The 17,305-nt window shown below is 59.8% G+C and carries 17 protein-coding genes; 6 read left to right on the top strand and 11 right to left on the bottom strand.

The window, feature by feature from the left end; all coding sequences use genetic code 11:
* Positions 1-51: 51 nt before the first annotated feature.
* The 6 genes from H097_RS16115 to H097_RS16090 form a co-directional block, all read right to left on the bottom strand.
* Positions 52-1,011, bottom strand: a complete 960-nt coding sequence (locus H097_RS16115; RefSeq protein ID WP_032860971.1) for a FecR family protein — start codon at positions 1,009-1,011, stop codon at positions 52-54.
* Positions 1,008-1,514 carry a sigma-70 family RNA polymerase sigma factor gene (locus H097_RS16110; protein WP_032860969.1) on the bottom strand — a complete coding sequence of 169 codons (507 nt, stop codon included), beginning with the start codon at positions 1,512-1,514 and terminating at the stop codon, positions 1,008-1,010. The genes H097_RS16115 and H097_RS16110 overlap by 4 nt, the downstream gene beginning before the upstream one ends.
* 193 nt (positions 1,515-1,707) lie before the next feature.
* Complete coding sequence (locus H097_RS16105; protein ID WP_032860967.1) at positions 1,708-2,058, bottom strand: hypothetical protein; 351 nt, start codon at positions 2,056-2,058, stop codon at positions 1,708-1,710.
* A gap of 305 nt (positions 2,059-2,363) precedes the next feature.
* Positions 2,364-3,143, bottom strand: coding sequence for a methanethiol S-methyltransferase (mddA, locus tag H097_RS16100; RefSeq protein ID WP_050593375.1), 780 nt, complete (start codon positions 3,141-3,143; stop codon positions 2,364-2,366).
* A 211-nt stretch (positions 3,144-3,354) separates the two neighbouring features.
* Positions 3,355-4,599: a saccharopine dehydrogenase family protein gene (locus H097_RS16095; RefSeq protein WP_032860966.1), complete on the bottom strand. Its 1,245-nt coding sequence runs from the start codon at positions 4,597-4,599 to the stop codon at positions 3,355-3,357.
* 28 nt (positions 4,600-4,627) lie between these two features.
* The gene (locus H097_RS16090) at positions 4,628-5,725 is read right to left on the bottom strand and encodes a carboxynorspermidine decarboxylase (RefSeq protein ID WP_032860965.1); all 1,098 of its coding nucleotides are present in this window, start codon (positions 5,723-5,725) and stop codon (positions 4,628-4,630) included.
* A 202-nt stretch (positions 5,726-5,927) separates the two neighbouring features.
* Between H097_RS16090 and H097_RS16085 the strand changes: the two genes are divergently transcribed.
* The gene (locus tag H097_RS16085) at positions 5,928-6,800 is read left to right on the top strand and encodes a M12 family metallopeptidase (protein ID WP_308425959.1); all 873 of its coding nucleotides are present in this window, start codon (positions 5,928-5,930) and stop codon (positions 6,798-6,800) included.
* A gap of 118 nt (positions 6,801-6,918) precedes the next feature.
* Positions 6,919-9,207: a 5-methyltetrahydropteroyltriglutamate--homocysteine S-methyltransferase gene (metE, locus tag H097_RS16080; RefSeq protein WP_032860963.1), complete on the top strand. Its 2,289-nt coding sequence runs from the start codon at positions 6,919-6,921 to the stop codon at positions 9,205-9,207.
* Positions 9,208-9,346: 139 nt separating this feature from the next.
* Here the strand turns inward: metE and H097_RS16075 are convergent, their stop codons facing one another.
* Positions 9,347-10,510, bottom strand: a complete 1,164-nt coding sequence (locus H097_RS16075; protein ID WP_032860962.1) for a DUF1624 domain-containing protein — start codon at positions 10,508-10,510, stop codon at positions 9,347-9,349.
* Positions 10,511-10,646: 136 nt separating this feature from the next.
* Between H097_RS16075 and H097_RS16070 the strand changes: the two genes are divergently transcribed.
* Positions 10,647-11,192 carry a DUF924 family protein gene (locus H097_RS16070; protein ID WP_032860961.1) on the top strand — a complete coding sequence of 182 codons (546 nt, stop codon included), beginning with the start codon at positions 10,647-10,649 and terminating at the stop codon, positions 11,190-11,192.
* Here the strand turns inward: H097_RS16070 and H097_RS16065 are convergent.
* Positions 11,167-12,501, bottom strand: coding sequence for a hypothetical protein (locus tag H097_RS16065; RefSeq protein WP_032860960.1), 1,335 nt, complete (start codon positions 12,499-12,501; stop codon positions 11,167-11,169). The two genes, H097_RS16070 and H097_RS16065, sit on opposite strands and share 26 nt — an antisense overlap.
* Positions 12,502-12,713: 212 nt before the next feature.
* On the opposite strand from H097_RS16065, the gene yfcF reads away from it, so the two are divergent.
* Positions 12,714-13,346 carry a glutathione transferase gene (gene yfcF / locus H097_RS16060; RefSeq protein WP_032860959.1) on the top strand — a complete coding sequence of 211 codons (633 nt, stop codon included), beginning with the start codon at positions 12,714-12,716 and terminating at the stop codon, positions 13,344-13,346.
* Here the strand turns inward: yfcF and H097_RS16055 are convergent.
* Genes H097_RS16055 through H097_RS16045 form a run of 3 tightly spaced genes read right to left on the bottom strand, consistent with a single transcriptional unit; the run spans position 13,321 to position 15,136 of the window.
* Positions 13,321-13,596, bottom strand: coding sequence for a hypothetical protein (locus H097_RS16055; RefSeq protein WP_032860958.1), 276 nt, complete (start codon positions 13,594-13,596; stop codon positions 13,321-13,323). The two genes, yfcF and H097_RS16055, sit on opposite strands and share 26 nt — an antisense overlap.
* 47 nt (positions 13,597-13,643) lie before the next feature.
* Positions 13,644-14,393 (bottom strand): creatininase family protein, encoded by a 750-nt coding sequence (locus tag H097_RS16050; RefSeq protein WP_032860957.1) that lies wholly within the window; start codon positions 14,391-14,393, stop codon positions 13,644-13,646.
* A 44-nt stretch (positions 14,394-14,437) separates the two neighbouring features.
* Positions 14,438-15,136: a murein L,D-transpeptidase catalytic domain family protein gene (locus H097_RS16045; RefSeq protein WP_032860956.1), complete on the bottom strand. Its 699-nt coding sequence runs from the start codon at positions 15,134-15,136 to the stop codon at positions 14,438-14,440.
* A gap of 37 nt (positions 15,137-15,173) precedes the next feature.
* Between H097_RS16045 and H097_RS16040 the strand changes: the two genes are divergently transcribed.
* Both H097_RS16040 and H097_RS16035 read left to right on the top strand, forming a co-directional pair.
* Positions 15,174-16,745 (top strand): L,D-transpeptidase family protein, encoded by a 1,572-nt coding sequence (locus H097_RS16040; RefSeq protein WP_032860955.1) that lies wholly within the window; start codon positions 15,174-15,176, stop codon positions 16,743-16,745.
* Positions 16,746-16,878: 133 nt separating this feature from the next.
* The gene (locus H097_RS16035; protein WP_032860954.1) at positions 16,879-17,262 is read left to right on the top strand and encodes a hypothetical protein; all 384 of its coding nucleotides are present in this window, start codon (positions 16,879-16,881) and stop codon (positions 17,260-17,262) included.
* Positions 17,263-17,305 lie beyond the last annotated feature (43 nt).

The raw sequence follows: 17,305 nt of genomic DNA, 5'->3' as shown, positions 1-17,305 counted from the left end.
TAAAAACCGGACACAAATAAGAGTGATTTGCATAAAAAACGTTGGTCCGGGTTATCGGGGGCGAATCAGAGTCAGCCATGGGCTGTAGTGATCGACCCGGATCGGCAGGGTTTCAGCCAGTGCATCGAGGGCGCGATGGGGGGCGTTGAGCGGGAATACACCTTGCACGCGCAATTGGCGAACCTGTGGATCGACTCGCACAAAGCCCCGGTTATAGGGGCGCAGGGCGTTGACCACCTGTTCCAGGGAGTCGTCCAGTACGCTGAGGTGGCCGTCGAGCCAGTCGGCACGGTAGCGTTGGTCGCCCGCCACCGGCTCGATCCGGTCGGCATAAAGCAATACCGACTGGCCTTGCTGTACGGTGCGTTGGGTACCATCGGGCAGTGTGGCCAGCACCGAGTGTTCCAGCACTACCACGCGTGTGGCATCTGCTTGCTGAGTGACCAGGAACCGCGTGCCCAACGCTTGGATGCTGCCTTGGGCGGTGCGCACCCGCAACGGCCTTTGCGGATCGGCTGCCACCTGAATCACCAGCTCACCCTGGCGCAGGATGATCAGGCGCTGGTGCTCATTGAATTGCAGGTCCACCGCGCTGCCAGCATTGAGGCTCAACACACTGCCATCGAGCAAAGTGAACGTCTGGCGCTGGCCGCGCCCGGTGTGCAGGTCGGCCAGCAGGTTGTCACCCAGCGGGCTGCGTGCCGCCAGCCACAGGCCGCCACCGAGCAGCCCCAGGCCCGCGATGGCGCGCAGCACTTCACGGCGTGAGCCCTGGGGTTGCAATAGCACCTGGCGTGCTTCGCCGGGCAGGCGTTTATCGAGGCTGCGCAAGGTGTTCCACGATCCGCCCAGGCGTTCCTGCAAACGGGTCCAGGCCTGCGCGTGGGCGGGGTCCATGCCCAGCCAGGCATTGAAACGCTCCTGTAGCAACGCATCCGGTTTACCGGCGCGCAGGCGCACCATCCAGTCGATGGCCTGTTCGCTGACCGGGTCCAGGCGGGTCTTGCTCATGGGGCCATCTCGGCCAGGTAGCACTGGCGCAGGGCCTGTTTCATGTAGCGGCTAACGGTGCGCTCGGACAATTGCAGCTTGCGCGCAATTGCCACGTAGCTCATGCCGTCGAGCTGGCTGTAAAGGAACGTGGCCTTGACGATCAGCGGCAAGCCATCGAGGGCACGGTCGATCGCCACCAGGGCCTGGATCAGTTGCAACTGGTCTTCGGGGGAGGGCGCCAAGGCTTCGGGCGCTGCGGCCAGGCGCTCCAGGTAAGCGGTTTCCAGGCGGCTGCGGCGATAACGGTCAAAGATCAGCCGGCGGGCGATAGTCGAGAGATAGGCCCGTGGCTGCTCAATGCTGTCGGGGTCGACCCGGGCGGCGAGCATCTGGCAAAAGGTATCGGCGGCGGTATCTTCGGCGTCGGCGTGGTTACGCACGCGATGCTGGATATGTTGCAGCAGCCACCGGTGATGGTCGTTGAAAAAGAAGCCCAGCTTGCGGATTGGAGGTGATTGCACGGGACGACTTTCTCAGGGTGGTATTGTGAATCGTTCTCAATACTACCTTTTGTGCGAGTACGGCTGCAACAATCGGTAATTGTAGGAGCGAGCTTGCTCGCGAAAGACGTCACCGATCACGCGTGTTGGCGGGGTAAGCGCGGCGCTCTCAGGTTTTTCGCGAGCAAGCTCGCTCCTACACGGCATTACGGTGTTAGAGGGGCGGTTGTGCGCAGCTGTCCAGTGCCTTGTCGACCAGCATCTGCACGCCGTCGAGCATCCGGCAGATACCCAGCGCCATGCTGCGGGAGGTGCCGTCGACTTCAAAGGCCAGGTGAGTGGCAAGCACATTGATCGAGGCCAGGTCTTGTGCGGCATTGACCAGCAGGGTTTCGGCGTCCAAGTCAGTGCGCACGCTGAATAATCCCGCTAACACCGGGTCGCTGGGGGCAGCGGTTGGGGCTGGGGAGGCAGGCTGTAGATAGTGGTTGATCGCACGATAGGCAGCATCACGAAGCCGGCTGGCATCGTAGCTGGGTGGGGGATTGGGGCTGTGTTTGATCATGGTGAAGCTCCGTCGATAAGTGGAGCTGCCACCGTTCGCGGTCAAACGAGTGGGGTGGCAGCTGTACGCGGGTTGACCGACCGGTAATCAACGGAACCCGGCATACCCTAAGGTATCCCGCGCACAGCCGCCGCGACACGATACAACAGGCATAAAAAAAACGCCTGAAATAGGTGCTGGGCGAAGCAGTTCGTCGATGATTCGGACGGTCAAATCCGGCCGCTGATTTGGCAGCGGCGTCGGGAAGGTTAGTCAGCGCCCGTCCGAGGGACAACCTGAAACAGGTGTGGGAAACGTCTGGCCCTTCAGCGTTTTTTGCCACCAATACCAGGGCCAAACTTCGGCAGTACCATGCCAACGCTCTTCTGATAACACCGGTACTGTTCGCCAAAGAGCGCAACCAGGTCCCGTTCCTCAAAGTGGGCGCCGATAAACAGGTAGGCCGACATCCCCAGCGCAAAGAGCAGCCGGCCGGCGCTCATGTCCGGTGTCGCCCAGAACACAATCAAAAAACCCAGGTACAGCGGATGGCGTACCCGCTTGTAGAGCCATGGGGTCTTGAAGGCATGGGCGCGGGGTACGGCGTTTCGGTAGCGGTCGATGGCCTGCCTGAGGCCAAACAGCTCGAAATGGCTGATCAGTAGCGTGGCCACCAGGACCAGCCCCCAGCCCAGCCAGAATATTGCGCTCACTATCACTCGCAGCAGGCTGGCTTCCACTGTCCATATAGGCACGGGCATCGGTTGCCAGAGCCAGAACATCAGCATCAACACCAGGCTGCTGAGCAGCACGTAGGTCGAGCGTTCAACGGCTGTGGGAATGTATCGGGTCAGCCAGGACTTGAAACCTTGACGCGCCATCACCGTGTGCTGCAGCGCAAACAGGAGCAGCAGCGACAGGTTGATCAACGCGGCCCACCAGCTGTTGATGACAATGCCATTGTCTATGTTTTTGGGCACGACCACGCGGCCAATAAAGCCAATCAGGTAGAGGAAGGTGAGGAGGAATATCAAATAACAGCAGGCGCTGTAAATCAATCCAGCCAGGCGCACTGTCAGGCTGTTTGTGGTTGTATCGATGTTCATGGACGACTCCTTTCGTACATGGTGTATCCGTGACCGGCGGCCACGTGGGAGAGCGTGCGCGGACTTCCTTTCTCGCCTAAACGGACAAGGCTAGGTACAGAACGGTATCTGGTCAAAGAAAAGAATAAAAAAGGCTGGGGATCGATAACCCCTACAGGGGTTTTTGATCACTCCCACAGGACGTGGGAGTGATCCGAGGAACAAGACGCTATCAGGCGATAGCATCCCAGGCGCGGTCGCCTTTCTCGTCCTTGATACGGGTCGGCAGGCCCATCACGTCCAGCGCCTTGAGGAACGGCTCGGCTGGCAGTTCTTCGACGTTGGCCATGCGTTGCACGTCCCACTCGCCACGGGCAACCAGCAGCGCTGCGGCTACAGGCGGTACGCCGGCGGTGTAGGAGATGCCCTGGCTGTCGGTCTCGGCAAAGGCTTCTTCATGGCAGGCCACGTTATAGATGAACAGCTCACGCGGCTGGCCATCCTTGGTGCCCTTGACCAGGTCGCCGATGCAGGTCTTGCCGGTATAGCCCGGTGCCAGCGACGACGGGTCAGGCAGCACGGCCTTGACCAGTTTCAATGGCACCACTTCCAGGCCTTCGGCGGTGGTGACCGGCTTCTCGGAGAGCAGGCCGAGGTTTTTCAGCACGGTGAACACATTGATGTAGTGCTCGCCGAAGCTCATCCAGAACCGCACGTTGGGCACGTCGAGGTTTTTCGACAACGAGTGCACTTCATCGTGACCGGTCAGGTACAGGTTCTGCGAACCGACCACCGGCAGGTCGTCGGTACGTTTGACTTCGAACATGGTGTTGCTGGTCCACTGGCTGTCCTGCCAGCTCCACACCTGTCCGGTGAACTCGCGGAAGTTGATTTCCGGGTCGAAATTGGTGGCGAAATATTTGCCGTGGCTGCCGGCATTGACGTCGAGAATGTCGATCGAATCAATGCGGTCAAAATGCTGTTGTTGTGCCAGCGCCGCATAGGCGTTGACCACCCCTGGGTCAAAACCCACACCGAGGATCGCAGTGATGTTCTTCTGCTTGCATTCCTCCAGGTGGTTCCACTCGTAGTTGCCGTACCACGGCGGGGTCTCGCAGACCTTGCCCGGCTCTTCGTGGATGGCGGTGTCCAGGTAAGCCACGCCGGTATCGATGCAGGCACGCAGTACCGACATGTTGAGGAAGGCGGAGCCGACGTTGATGACGATCTGCGATTCGGTTTCGCGGATCAGTGCCTTGGTCGCTTCCACGTCCAGGGCGTTCAGCGCGAAGGCCTGGATCTGGGCGGGTACCTTGAGGCTACCCTTGGCCTTGACGCTTGCGATGATGGCCTGGCATTTGGAGATGTTGCGCGACGCGATAGCAATCCGACCGAGTTCGTCGTTGTGCTGCGCGCACTTGTGGGCCACCACCTTGGCGACACCTCCTGCACCAATGATAAGAACGTTCTTTTTCAATTGCTTTATCTCTCCTTTATCTGCCAGCTCAGGACAGGCTGGACAGGTAATCTTCGAAGCCAAATTCACGAACCACTTCGACTGTACCGTCGAGTTGTTTCACTACGATGGACGGCATTTTCAGGCCGTTGAACCAGTTTTTCTTGACCATGGTGTAGCCTGCGGTGTCGATGAACGACAGCCGATCGCCGATGGCCAGCGGACGATCGAATTGGTATTCACCGAAGATGTCCCCGGCCAGGCAGGATTTGCCGCACACCATGTAGGTGTGTTCGCCATCGCTCGGCGCCAGTTTGGCGTTGAGGCGATAGATCAGCAGGTCCAGCAGGTGGGCTTCGATGGAGCTGTCTACCACGGCGAGGTTCTTGCCGTTGTAGAGGGTGTCGAGCACGGTGACTTCCAGGGAAGCGCTGTTGGTGATCGCCGCTTCCCCGGGCTCCAGGTAAACCTGTACGCCGTAGGTCTGCGCGAAGGCCTTGAGCCGTGCGCAGAATGCGTCGATGGCATAGCCTTCGCCGGTGAAGTGGATGCCGCCGCCCAGGCTGACCCACTGCACTTTATGCAGCAGGTGGCCGAAGCGTTCTTCGATGGTGCACAGCATCTTGTCGAACAGCTCGAAATCACCGTTCTCACAGTTGTTGTGGAACATGAAGCCTGTGATCTGGTCGATCACGCCTTCGATCTTCACCGGGTCCCACTCGCCCAGGCGGCTGAACGGGCGCGCCGGGTCGGCCAGCAGGTAGTCGGAGCTGCTCACTTGCGGGTTGACGCGCAGGCCGCGGGTCTTGCCTTCGGATTTCTGGGCAAAGCGCTGCAACTGACCGATGGAGTTGAAGATGATCTTGTCGCAGTTATCGAGCATTTCGTCGATTTCATCGTCGGCCCAGGCCACGCTGTAGGCATGGGTCTCGCCTTCGAACTTCTGGCGACCGAGCTTGAGCTCGTACAGCGACGAGGACGTGGTGCCGTCCATGTACTGCTGCATCAGGTCAAACACCGACCAGGTGCCAAAGCACTTGAGTGCCAGCAACGCCTTGGCGCCGGACTGTTCGCGCACGTAGGCGATCTTCTGCATGTTGACCAGAAGCTTCTGTTTGTCGATGAGGTAATACGGCGTTTTGATCATTTTTCAGAGCCTGTGGCGGAGCCTGCCAAAAAAGGACAGGCATTGTGCCCGCACTTCGTCAGGATCGAAAGGTTAGTCAGCGGAATTTGCAGGTTGGGGCCATTGATACGCCATCCCCGTTACTTTTTTGTAGGTGCCGGCTTTGCGGCGATGGTGGCGCAATTGCTGGCGGCGGTGAGTCAGCTTCTGGCGCTGATCCTGGGTGTTGTGCACGCTCGTAAACTGCTGTCATAGCACCTGTGGAACCTATGGTGCTGAAGTACGACGTACTGGGGAATACATCATTGCTGGGGATACTACTGTGACAGTTAACCTGAACGCTTACTCAAGTGCCTACCCACTGAGTTATTCACCCAACGATAGCGCCGAGCAAACGGACAACCGGGAGGCCTCTGCACTGTCCAGGCAAAAGCGCGGGGTAGCATCAACTTCGGCGTTGTGGCCACAACATTCGGTCATAAGAATTTCCCTGATGGGTATGACCAACGAGCAAGAAACGTTCACAAAAGCCAACATTAATAAATGGGCGCCTCACGTCAATCTGACATTTGAGTTCACAGACGACGCCGATGGGGATATCAGGATTGCTGCAAACAACGACATTTCAGGGGGGCATTCGTACGTGGGTTTCCATGCGCTCGATGTGCCAGCCGAAGAACCTACAACGGTCATCGGTTTCAAGAATGGTCTCAATGCTTTTAACGCCGGTACGATCCAGCATGAATTTGGCCATGTTCTGGGGTTGCAGCATGAGCATCAGCACGAGAACAATGATTTGGATATTGACTGGTTGGAAGTTAATAAAGACTACGCAGATAAAGGCGGAGCGGAAGAAGTGAAGTTGAACTTTGAGCCCTTGGTTAACGATGTAGTTACCTCTGATTATGATCGCCAATCCATCATGCACTACGGTTTTGATTCATCCTTGCTCAATGGTGGAAACGCCATCGCGGATAACAACGAGCTCTCTGAGGGTGACATCAACTTTATTCGCTCGCTCTACCCACCTGTGGTCAGGAAAAAACCGGCCACCCTCAGTTGGTGGGATTTCCGTCAGGCTCACAAGCCTGCTTGAAAAGCACTGCGCGCCAATCATGAGTAAATTTCGTGATCATCAAAAATAAAATGAGTTTGTCTCACGATGACCTGCTGCCGACAATAGCTCCCATCCCAACACATTGGAGTTTTTTGTCATGGCAGTCGCTCATTCCCTTGGATTTCCGCGCATTGGACGCGATCGTGAACTGAAAAAAGCGCAGGAAGCGTTTTGGAAGGGCGAGCTGGACGAAGCCGGCCTGCGTGCCGTAGGCCGTGAGCTGCGCAAGACCCACTGGGACTTGCAGAAACAGGCGGGCATCGAGCTGCTGCCCGCTGGGGATTTTGCCTGGTACGACCAGGTACTGACTCACTCGCTGATGTTCGGCGTGATCCCCGAGCGTTTCCGCCCGGCTGATGGCAAAGCCACGTTGCAGACCTTGTTCGGCATGGCCCGTGGTGTCAGCGACAGCTGCTGCGGCGGTGCCCATGCCCAGGAAATGACCAAGTGGTTCGACACCAACTATCACTACCTGGTACCTGAATTCAGCGTCGACCAGCAGTTTCACCTGGGCTGGGACCAGTTGTTCGAAGAAGTCAAAGAGGCCCGCGACCTGGGGCACACCGTCAAGCCGGTGGTGATCGGGCCGTTGACTTACCTGTGGCTGGGCAAGGCCAAGGGCGGCGACTTCGACAAGCTCGAACTGCTCGACCGCCTACTACCGCTGTACGGCCAGATCTTCCAGCGCCTGGCGGACCTGGGCGTGGAGTGGGTACAGATCGATGAGCCGATCCTGGTGCTTGACCTGCCTCAAGACTGGAAAAATGCGTTTGAGCGCGCCTACAACCTGATCCAGCGTGATCCGTTGAAAAAACTGGTCGCCACTTACTTTGGCGGCCTGGAAGAGAACCTCGGCCTGGCGGCCAACTTGCCGGTCGATGGCCTGCACATTGACCTGGTGCGTGCACCTGAACAGTACCCGACGATTCTCGATCGTCTGCCGGCCTATAAAGTGCTGTCCCTGGGTGTGGTCAACGGGCGTAACGTGTGGCGTTGCGACCTGGAAAATGCCTTGGCCACCTTGCAGCATGCCCATGAACGCCTGGGTGATCGCTTGTGGGTCGCGCCTTCATGCTCGTTGCTGCATAGCCCGGTGGACCTGGGGCGTGAAGACAAGCTGGATGCCGAGCTGAAAAGCTGGCTGGCCTTCGCCGTGCAGAAGTGCGAAGAAGTGGCCGTGCTGACCCAGGCCATCAACCAGCCAGAAGCCGCGAAGGTGCTGGCGGCCTTGGCCCAAAGCCGTGCCGTGCAGGCCGCCCGTGCTGCCTCGCCGCGTATCCACAAACCGGCTGTACAAGCGCGCGTTGCCGCCATCACCACCAAGGACAGCCAGCGCCAGTCGCTGTTTGCCCAGCGTATCGCCAAGCAGCGCGCCGGCCTCGACCTGCCGCTGTTCCCGACCACCACCATTGGCTCGTTCCCGCAGACCGCGTCGATCCGCCTGGCACGCCAGTCGTTCAAGGCTGGCAAGTTGAGCGAAGCCGAATATGTCGAGGCAATGCACAGTGAGATCAAACACGCCGTTGAAGTGCAGGAAAACCTCGGCCTGGACGTGCTGGTGCACGGCGAAGCTGAACGTAACGACATGGTTGAGTATTTTGCCGAACAACTGGACGGCTATGTGTTCACCCGCTTTGGTTGGGTGCAGAGCTACGGTTCGCGCTGTGTGAAACCGGCGGTGATCTTCGGCGACCTGAGCCGCCCGAAAGCCATGACCGTGGAGTGGATCCGCTACGCACAAGGCCTGACCGACAAGGTGATGAAAGGCATGCTGACCGGCCCGGTGACCATGCTGATGTGGTCATTCCCCCGTGAAGATGTGAGCCGCGAAGTGCAGGCCCGGCAACTGGCGCTGGCGATTCGCGACGAAGTGGTGGACCTGGAAGCGGCTGGCATCAAGATCGTACAGATCGATGAAGCGGCGTTTCGTGAAGGTTTGCCCCTGCGCCGGGACCAGTGGCAACACTACCTGGACTGGGCCACCGAAGTATTTCGCCTGTGCGCTTCGGGTGTGCGTGACGAAACCCAGATCCACACCCATATGTGCTACAGCGAATTCAACGATGTGATCGAGTCCATCGCGGCGATGGATGCCGATGTGATTACCATCGAGACCTCACGTTCGGATATGGAGTTGTTGGACGCGTTCGAAGCCTTCGCTTACCCGAATGACATCGGCCCGGGCGTCTACGACATCCACTCGCCACGGGTACCGGAGGTCTCGGAAATGGCCAACCTGTTGCGCAAGGCTGCCCGGCGTATTCCTGCCGAACGGCTGTGGGTCAACCCCGACTGCGGCCTGAAGACCCGCGGCTGGCCTGAGACCGAGGCGGCGTTGATCCATATGGTTGCGGCGGCTCGCCAACTGCGTACTGAGCTGGCTTAACGGCAAACACCGAGCTTGGTGTGGGACCGGTCAGTGTGGGAGCGGGCTTGCTCGCGAAAGCGGTGGTTCAGCCACTACATCTGGTGGCTGGCACGCCGCCATCGCGAGCAAGCTCGCTCCTACAGTTGGATGTTTGGGGTTAGAAATATTTGAGCCAGGCAATATCCCGTCGCCGGGCCTTCAGCCCGGCAAACCAGCGCACTGGCAGGTACAGCGCCAGCGGCAACAGCAGCGCCACCAGCCACACCGCCCCGACGTTGTCGAACCCAAAGTACGTCCCCTGGTTCAGGCCAAACAGCGCCACGCCCATCACGTACAACACTTTCAGCACATACAAGTGCAGCAAGTAGAAGAACATCGGCACTGCGCCGAACACCGCCAGGGTACCGATCCAGCGTCGCTGCCCGGCGCGTTCGAAGGCCAGCAACAGCAATAGCCCCACACCCAATGTCAGCGCGAGGAACAGCAGCGAAGGTGGGTATTTGGTGATGTTGAAGAAACTCATCAGCGTCTGCACAGGGCTGTCATACACCTGCCATGGCGCCTCGCCGTAACCATTGATCGCGCGCAGCACTACAAAGCCAAGCAGTGCGCTGATACCTGCCAGCCACAGGTAGCGCTGACGCCGCGCTGCCGGCATCGCCTCGGCAAACCACGGGCCAATGCCGTAACCCAGGGCAATCACCCCGATCCACGGCAATACCGGGTAGGTCGTGCGCAGACGCAGGCTGTCGCCCACCTCGATCCAACTGCGTTCGTGCAGGATCGTCCAGGGAATGTGCAACGCCGAACCCGCTGCGAAATGCACGCCATCGAGCAGGTTATGCCCGCCAATGATCACCAGCGCCAGGCCGATCAGCAGTGGGCGGGGCAACCACACCAGCACGGCGAGGGCGATCATGCTCACGCCGATGGCCCAGATCACCTGCATATAGATGACGCTGGGCGGCAGTTGCAAGGTCCAGGCGAAGTTCACCAGGGTAAATTCCAGCACTACCAGAAACAGCCCGCGCTTGAACAGAAACGCCGAAACGTCACCACGGCCCTGGTATTTTTCGCCGTACAAATATGCCGACAGGCCGGTCAGCAACACAAACACCGGCGCACACAAGTGGGCCAGGGTGCGGCTGATAAACAGCGCCGGCTCCGTCGTGTCGATGTTCATCGGATCGCTGACTTGCCGGTGCAGCAGGAATGTCTCGCGCACGTGATCGAGCAACATGAACAGGATCACCAGGCCGCGTAAGGCGTCGATGGACAACAGGCGTTGGCGTGAACGGGCAGCGGGAACAGCGTCAGTCATGGTGCAAGGTCGCCGGAGGGAAAGGGGAGTGGTGGTTATCTTATAACATTGACTGGCAGTCGTGGATTTCCGAGTCGGAATCAGGCCAGGCAGATGCTAGGGTAGGGCGCAGACCTTGACGACCCAGGAGTCATTTATGAGCGTTGCGATTGATATCAAGGCTGTCGTGCAATTCTGGACGACGGCGGGCCCATCGCGCTGGTTCAAGAAAGATGAACAGTTTGATGCCGAGTTTGGCGCGCGCTTCCACGAGGCGCACTTCCAGGCGGCCAGGGGCGAGCTGGAGCACTGGATGAACGAGCCCGAAGGCGCACTGGCGCTATTGATTCTGCTTGATCAGTACCCGCGCAATGCCTTCCGGGGCACCGCCCATATGTTTGCCACCGACCCCCTGGCCAGGGCTTACGCCGGGCGTATGGTCGACGCGGGGATGGACCAACGGATCGACCCGGCATTACGGGCGTTTTGCTATTTGCCTTTCGAGCACTCCGAAAGTCCCGAGGACCAGCAACGCTCCCTGGCGTTGAACCAGCAACTGGATGCCAACACGTATCACTGGGCCAGGGAACATGCCGAGATCATCGAGCGCTTCGGCCGTTTTCCCCATCGCAATGCGGCGTTGGGCCGGGTGACGAGCGATGAAGAGCAGGCGTTTCTCATGGGCGGGGGGTTCTCGGGCTAGGTTCCACCTTGGGTTGTCGACAGAGTTCAAGGGCATCCAGGAACTCGGCTTTGTTACTCAGTTTGCGTTTCGCTATTTCATCCTGATATTTGATGACTTGGGCTGAGGTCAGTCTCAAGCAACTGCCGAACAGCTCGTTGGCCTGTTGGATCACCGTGACTTTGTCTTGTGCGGTCACGGTGATCGCGGGATCAAACCAGGTGGAGACAAAGTTCAGCGCTGCCGCTCTTCGCCGTGGGGTGTCTGCATCACTTTCCTGGATATCTGCCAGGTAGTTTTTGCTGTCGTTGCGGTTTTCGGCGCTTTCCAGGCTGGCCTTGATGATGTCGATCCTCTCGGGGGTGATCTGCCGGCTGCCGGCTTCGCCATCCAGTTGGCTCTTGAGCGCGGAAAACACCAGTTGCTGGGAGTCATTGACCATCGCGTCTTCAGCCTTGCGCACCTCCAGCACCACATAGGAGTTGCCGCGATAGTCACAGGCGCCAGTGTCGATCTTACCGGCTACGCACTCAGCGATTTCCAGACGTCCGGTTGAGGTGTTGAAGGTCAAGTCCTTCCACGGTGGCGAGGTGTTGCGATCCTCGGTACGGATCAGCACGTAGTCGCCGCTTTCCAGGTAGCCGGTTTTCGGGTTTTTTGAATTCACGCGTTTTTTCATGCCGACCAGATCAAAGGAATAAGTGAACGCATTGTCGTCCTGGTCATCCTTGATAAACGTGTCGGCCAGGGCAGACAGCACACCCGCCGCCGGGTGCGCCGGCGGATAAAAGGTTTTGCCCAGGCTGGCCAGGCTGCCGAGCATTTGCCGTACTTGGGCGCCGCTCTCATCCAGTTCGATGATGTAGATATCCAGCTTGAACGGGTTGCCGTTGTAGGTCATCGGGCCGTAGACGTTGCTGAGGTTGGCGAGGTTCAGGAATTGATTTTCCCGCACATCATTGGAGTAGAAGATGACCTTCGAGCTGCGAATGCCTTCCGCCCCCTGTTTGCGGTCGCAGGGGCTTTCACAGGTGCTTGCGACAAGCGCCACATCCCCGGTGGCCGGGTCACCACGAAAAAGACGCAATGGCGTTGCAAACTCTGTCAGATCCTTGATGAATACGGTCTTGAGCGAGATGGCGATAGGGTCGCCGGCCTTGAAGATGTGGGTCGCCTCCTTGGCGTAGATGTTCTTGGACGTCAAGGTGCCGTCGTTGGTGCCGGGACGGTGGTATCGATAGTCGATAGCCCCCTGGTTGCTGATTGCGCAGCCGCCGAGTGTCAGCAGGGTGGCGGTAGCCAGTAGGTAAGCAGGTTGCAAGGTGCGCATGGGGTTCTCCTTGACTGGCGGTCGCCTCGGCGAAGGATAGTCAAGGTTGGTGGCTTTGCCATTAAATTGCCATTGCCGGAAGGCCCCGTATTCATTGGCCGCTCCTGCACTTTTAACTGCTATTCCTCCCAGGAATGCCCCCATAGAAACTCGGCATTGTATTTATCGCCGTCCATCTCGTAGCGTGGCTGCTCACCCAAGGAGATGCCGCCGTGAGTAACCTGCCGATGCGCTTGTATGTGGATGCACCGTTCACCAGCCCGTATGCGCTGTCGGTCTTTGTGACCCTGCGTGAAAAAGGCTTGCCGTTCGAGGTACACACCCTGGACCTGGACGCGCTGGAACAGCAGGCGCCGGCCTTTGCCGGGCTGTCCGTGACCCAGCGGGTACCGACGCTTGCGCAGGATGGGTTTGCTTTGTCCGAGTCTTCGGCGATTACCGAGTACCTGGAGGATGTGTTCCCGCAGGTGCCGGTGTACCCCCGGGAGCCACGTCAACGCGCACGGGCGCGGCAGATTCAGGCGTGGTTGCGTAGCGACCTGCTGCCGATCCGCCAGGAACGCTCCACGCTGGTGGTGTTTTACGGGGTCAAATACGGCCCGTTATCAACTTCGGCCCAAGCCGCTGCCGACAAACTGATTGCAGCGGCGCAGCATTGGCTGGCTGCAGGTGATGACTATCTTTTTGGCCAATGGTCGATTGTCGATGTGGACCTGGCCTTGATGCTCAACCGCTTGATCCTCAACGGTGATCCGGTGCCCGCGCCGTTGGTGGCGTATGCCCAGCGCCAGTGGCAGCGGCCATCGGTGCAGGCCTGGGTCAACCAGGTACGTCCGGCGTTGTAGCACCCAGCGGCCATTGCTGCGCGACCCGGCGGTCGAGGTCTTCCCAGTCTTCCATACCGAGCACCCGGGTCGTGTTCAAGCCGCGCAGATAACCGCGCAACTGTTGGGCGGCGACGCAGGCCTGGGCGGTATCGGTAGTTGGGTCCTGCAGGATATTTTCGTACTCGACCAAATAGTCGGCGACGCGCTCGCGAAACTCCGGCAGGACGGCGTTGCGGATGCGATCAAAAGTCTTCTGATGGGGTTTCATGGATAGGTCCTTCTTATAGATTTTATGGTGTGCCTGTGCCGCAACTATCAGCCTGGCATGGCTTCACGGCTGAATGCATCCACTGCCGACACCAGCCCTTTGGCGGCCAGAGCCACCAGTTCACCGCCTTTCTCAGGTGTGGCCAGCGCCGGGTCGGAGCCCATGCGCCCATCCGGGTGGCGGGCCCGGAAGTCCTGGGCTTCGCGGATCGGGCCGGCGGGTGCGATCCGGGGCGAGTAGTCTGCCGTCTTGATCGCATCCGGGTAAGCCCACTGGGTAATCGCGATCTCGGAAGGCGTGGCATGGGTGCCGTGCCCCGTCGGGAACTGCGCGCGCGCCAATTCGCCAACACCTTCCAGGTCCCACCAGTTGCACAGCTTCAAGGCGAAGCCGGCGGGGCGGCGGGCAAAGCTGGCCTCGGCGTACAACTCGGAAAAGGCTGCTTCAATGGTGGCGATGTTGCCGCCATGGCCATTGAGAAAGAGGATTTTCTCAAAGCCATGGGCCGCCAGGGAGCGGGTCCAGTCGCCAATCGCGGCGATAAACGTCGATGGGCGCAGGGAAATGGTGCCGGGGAACCCGAGGTGATGTTGGGCCATGCCGATATTGAACGTCGGGCCGACCAGGATATCAGCGTCTTTTTGTGCGTGATGGGCAATGATTTCCGGGCACATCCAATCGGTACCCAACAGGCCGGTGGGGCCATGTTGCTCGTTGGAACCGATGGGGATCACCACGGTGCGGCTGCGGTCGAGAAATTGGCCAATCTCGATCCACGTTGACTGGTGCAAAAGCATTTCAGGTCCTCTCTCTGGTCAGGCTCGGCCTGCCAGATACTACCTCAACCGGCGCTGGCGATCTGGCGCGGCTTGCAATTGAGGTAGGCCGAGGACTTCAGCCAGCGTTGGTCGGGGTACCAGGAAAACATGAACTGCCCATCCTTGAGCTTGTCCACCACCTGGCGCGCCACTTGCGGGCGCACGGCGGGGCAGCCCTGGCTGCGGCCGATCCGGCCTTCACGCTTGCTCCACTGGGGGCTTACGTAGTCGGCGGCATGGATCACGATGGCGCGGTCGCGGGCCAGGTCATTGAAGCCCGGTTCCAGGCCGTCCATGCGCAGCGAGTAGCCGTGGGTGCCTTGATAGCTTTCCTGAGTGCGGAACAGACCAAGGCTGGATTGGTGGCTACCTTCGTTGTTGGAGAATTGGGTGGCGAAGTTTTCCCCGGATTTTTGCCCGTGGGCCACCAGGTCGCGCAGCACCAGCCTTTTTTTGCGCAGATCGAAAATCCACAGGCGCCGGGCGGTCGAAGGTTGTGAGTAGTCGATCACTGCCAGGCGTTGCGAACGCTCCTGGCCGTTATTGACGGCGCATTGCATCGCATTGAGGGCGCTTTGGAGGACTGTGGGATTGAGTTCTGGAGCCGAACGCGCCAGGCTGCTATACAAGGTATGAGGTTTGGCATTCTCTGCGAAGGCACCCGTGCAGAACGCGGCCAGGGTGGCGGCGATCAGGCCGAGTCGGCAGTAAAAATTCTGCATTTATCTAGCATCTCCGCTGTGGATTGGAGCTAAGCCATTGTTCAAAAAACACGCATGTTACTTGAGCCTTTGCTTGCTCGTAGCACCATTGGTCGCAACAGCCGATGAAGTGCCGGTCGAGCCGTCAAACCCAGTACAGCTGGCACTTGCGCAGTTGTCGAGTGTTTGCCCCGGTTTGGCTACCCAATTGGATACCACTGCCGAACTGCGGCTGCAGGCTTTTTACCAGCAACAAGGCAATGTCGGCCTCTGGTCAGAGGACGGGCGCCGAGAGGCATTGCAGGGCCAGTTGCTATTGCTGGCCGACGACGGCCTGGACCCGGCGCACTATCGACTGCCTGACGCGGTAGCCAGCGCCAATGTGTTGTGTACCGACTTCGAAACCACCCAGCACTATCTGCAAGCCCTGCATGACTTGCATTATGGCCGTCTGCAACAGTCCCATTACGAACCGCTGTGGCACTCCCAGCCACCGAGCGAGGACCCGGCCCTCGCTGTGCTGGCCCTGGCTAATACAGGGCTTGCGGACATGCCGGCAGCCTTCGATCAGGCCAGGCCAGGTGCCGAACTGTACCGCAGCCTGCGCAAGGCCTACGCCGCGCAACGCCTGCAACCCTTGCCGCAGTGGGGCGTGGTTGCCGACGGCCCGCTGCTGCGCCCCGGCCGCGAAGACCCCCGGGTGCCCGCACTGGCCCGGCGCCTGCTCAGTGGCGGCTACCTGGCGAGCCTGCCCACAGGCCCGGCCCATCTCTACGGCAACGGCCTGGTGACGGCAGTTAAGAGCTTCCAGGCCAGCCATTCGCTGCAAGCCGATGGGGTGATCGGCCCGGGCACGGTGGCGGAGCTCAACGTCAGCCCGGCGGTGCGTCGCGAGCAACTGCGGGTCAACCTCGAGCGTTTTCGCTGGCTGGCCCAGGACCTGGAGCCTGATGGCATCCTGGTCAACGTCGCGGCTGCCCAGTTGAGCGTCTACCAGGGCGGTGTCCCCGTGTGGCAGACCCGCTTGCAGGTGGGCCGCGCCGAACGGCAAACGCCGCTGCTCAAGTCGCGTATCACGCGGTTGACCCTCAACCCCACCTGGACGATCCCGCCGACCATCATGCGCGAGGACAAGTTGCCGGCCATTCGCCTGAACCCGGAGTACTTGCGCCAGCAGAACCTCAAAGTGCTCGACAGTGAAGGTCGCGCCCTGTCGCCCGAACAAGTGGACTGGTCGCGCCCGGGTAATATCCTCCTGCGCCAGGACGCCGGCCCGCGCAACCCGTTGGGCAGGATCGTCCTGCGTTTCCCCAACCCATTCTCCGTCTACCTGCACGATACGCCCAGCCAGCCGTTGTTCAGCAAGGGACCGCGGGCGTTCAGTTCCGGGTGTGTGCGGGTGGAGCAACCGATGGTGCTGCGCGACTTGCTGGTGAACCCGGCGGAAAAGGCGCGGACCGAGGAATTGCTGGCGACCGGGGTGACCCATGAGTTCCGGCTGGCCACGCCGGTCCCGGTGTTGCTGGGCTATTGGACGGTGCAGGTGGATAGCCAGGGTGCGTTGCTGTACGCACCGGATATTTATAGCCGCGACGGTGTGCTGTTGAAGGCCCTGGGCGCTGTCCTGTAGGGGCTGTCGTGAAACTGCGCAATATGAGACCCGGTTGGCATCCTTGAAAGAATAGCCATCAGATAATTCTGAAAAGCTCAAGAAACCAACCATGCTTGCCGACGTGATGGGTACATACCCAGGAGCGTTCAATATGAGCAGTCAACGTTTGGCAGTTGGTATCAGCCTGTTTCTTGCGCTCGTCAGTGGCAGTGGCCAGGCGGCCACGACCGTGGCCCAAGGTGTTATCCAGTTCCGTGGCAGCATTGTCGAGGCGACGTGCAATGCGGGCGATGGGGCGGGGTCGACACTGGCCTTGAGGGGTTGCCCGATGTTTGCACCTGGGGGCAACATCGGCGTCTATGGCGTCGAGCCGGTTCGTACGGTCAGTGCGCCGGATCGCTCGGCGGTCAAGGTCACGCTGGTGGCCGAAACGACGGGTGATGGCCGTTACTTCGACCGGCAATACCGCTTGAACGATGCGGCGGGCAAACCGTTGCAGTCGGGGGCTTACCTGGTGACGCTGAGTTACCCATAAGGCCAGTCGAAGGCTTGCCGGATGCGCGGTTCCGGCAGGCTGC

The organism is Pseudomonas sp. FH4, assembly GCF_000510915.2.
Lineage (GTDB): Bacteria > Pseudomonadota > Gammaproteobacteria > Pseudomonadales > Pseudomonadaceae > Aquipseudomonas > Aquipseudomonas brenneri.
This window is presented reverse-complemented; position numbering and strand designations above follow the sequence as displayed.

What these genes read in the sequence shown, in the direction of transcription:
- H097_RS16115 (WP_032860971.1), bottom strand. Translation starts at nt 1,011, where the DNA reads ATGAGCAAGACCCGCCTGGACCCGGTCAGCGAACAGGCCATCGACTGG.
- H097_RS16105 (WP_032860967.1), bottom strand. Translation starts at nt 2,058, where the DNA reads ATGATCAAACACAGCCCCAATCCCCCACCCAGCTACGATGCCAGCCGG.
- mddA (WP_050593375.1), bottom strand. Translation starts at nt 3,143, where the DNA reads ATGAACATCGATACAACCACAAACAGCCTGACAGTGCGCCTGGCTGGA.
- H097_RS16090 (WP_032860965.1), bottom strand. Translation starts at nt 5,725, where the DNA reads ATGATCAAAACGCCGTATTACCTCATCGACAAACAGAAGCTTCTGGTC.
- metE (WP_032860963.1), top strand. Translation starts at nt 6,919, where the DNA reads ATGGCAGTCGCTCATTCCCTTGGATTTCCGCGCATTGGACGCGATCGT.
- H097_RS16075 (WP_032860962.1), bottom strand. Translation starts at nt 10,510, where the DNA reads ATGACTGACGCTGTTCCCGCTGCCCGTTCACGCCAACGCCTGTTGTCC.
- H097_RS16070 (WP_032860961.1), top strand. Translation starts at nt 10,647, where the DNA reads ATGAGCGTTGCGATTGATATCAAGGCTGTCGTGCAATTCTGGACGACG.
- H097_RS16065 (WP_032860960.1), bottom strand. Translation starts at nt 12,501, where the DNA reads ATGCGCACCTTGCAACCTGCTTACCTACTGGCTACCGCCACCCTGCTG.
- H097_RS16055 (WP_032860958.1), bottom strand. Translation starts at nt 13,596, where the DNA reads ATGAAACCCCATCAGAAGACTTTTGATCGCATCCGCAACGCCGTCCTG.
- H097_RS16050 (WP_032860957.1), bottom strand. Translation starts at nt 14,393, where the DNA reads ATGCTTTTGCACCAGTCAACGTGGATCGAGATTGGCCAATTTCTCGAC.
- H097_RS16045 (WP_032860956.1), bottom strand. Translation starts at nt 15,136, where the DNA reads ATGCAGAATTTTTACTGCCGACTCGGCCTGATCGCCGCCACCCTGGCC.
- H097_RS16035 (WP_032860954.1), top strand. Translation starts at nt 16,879, where the DNA reads ATGAGCAGTCAACGTTTGGCAGTTGGTATCAGCCTGTTTCTTGCGCTC.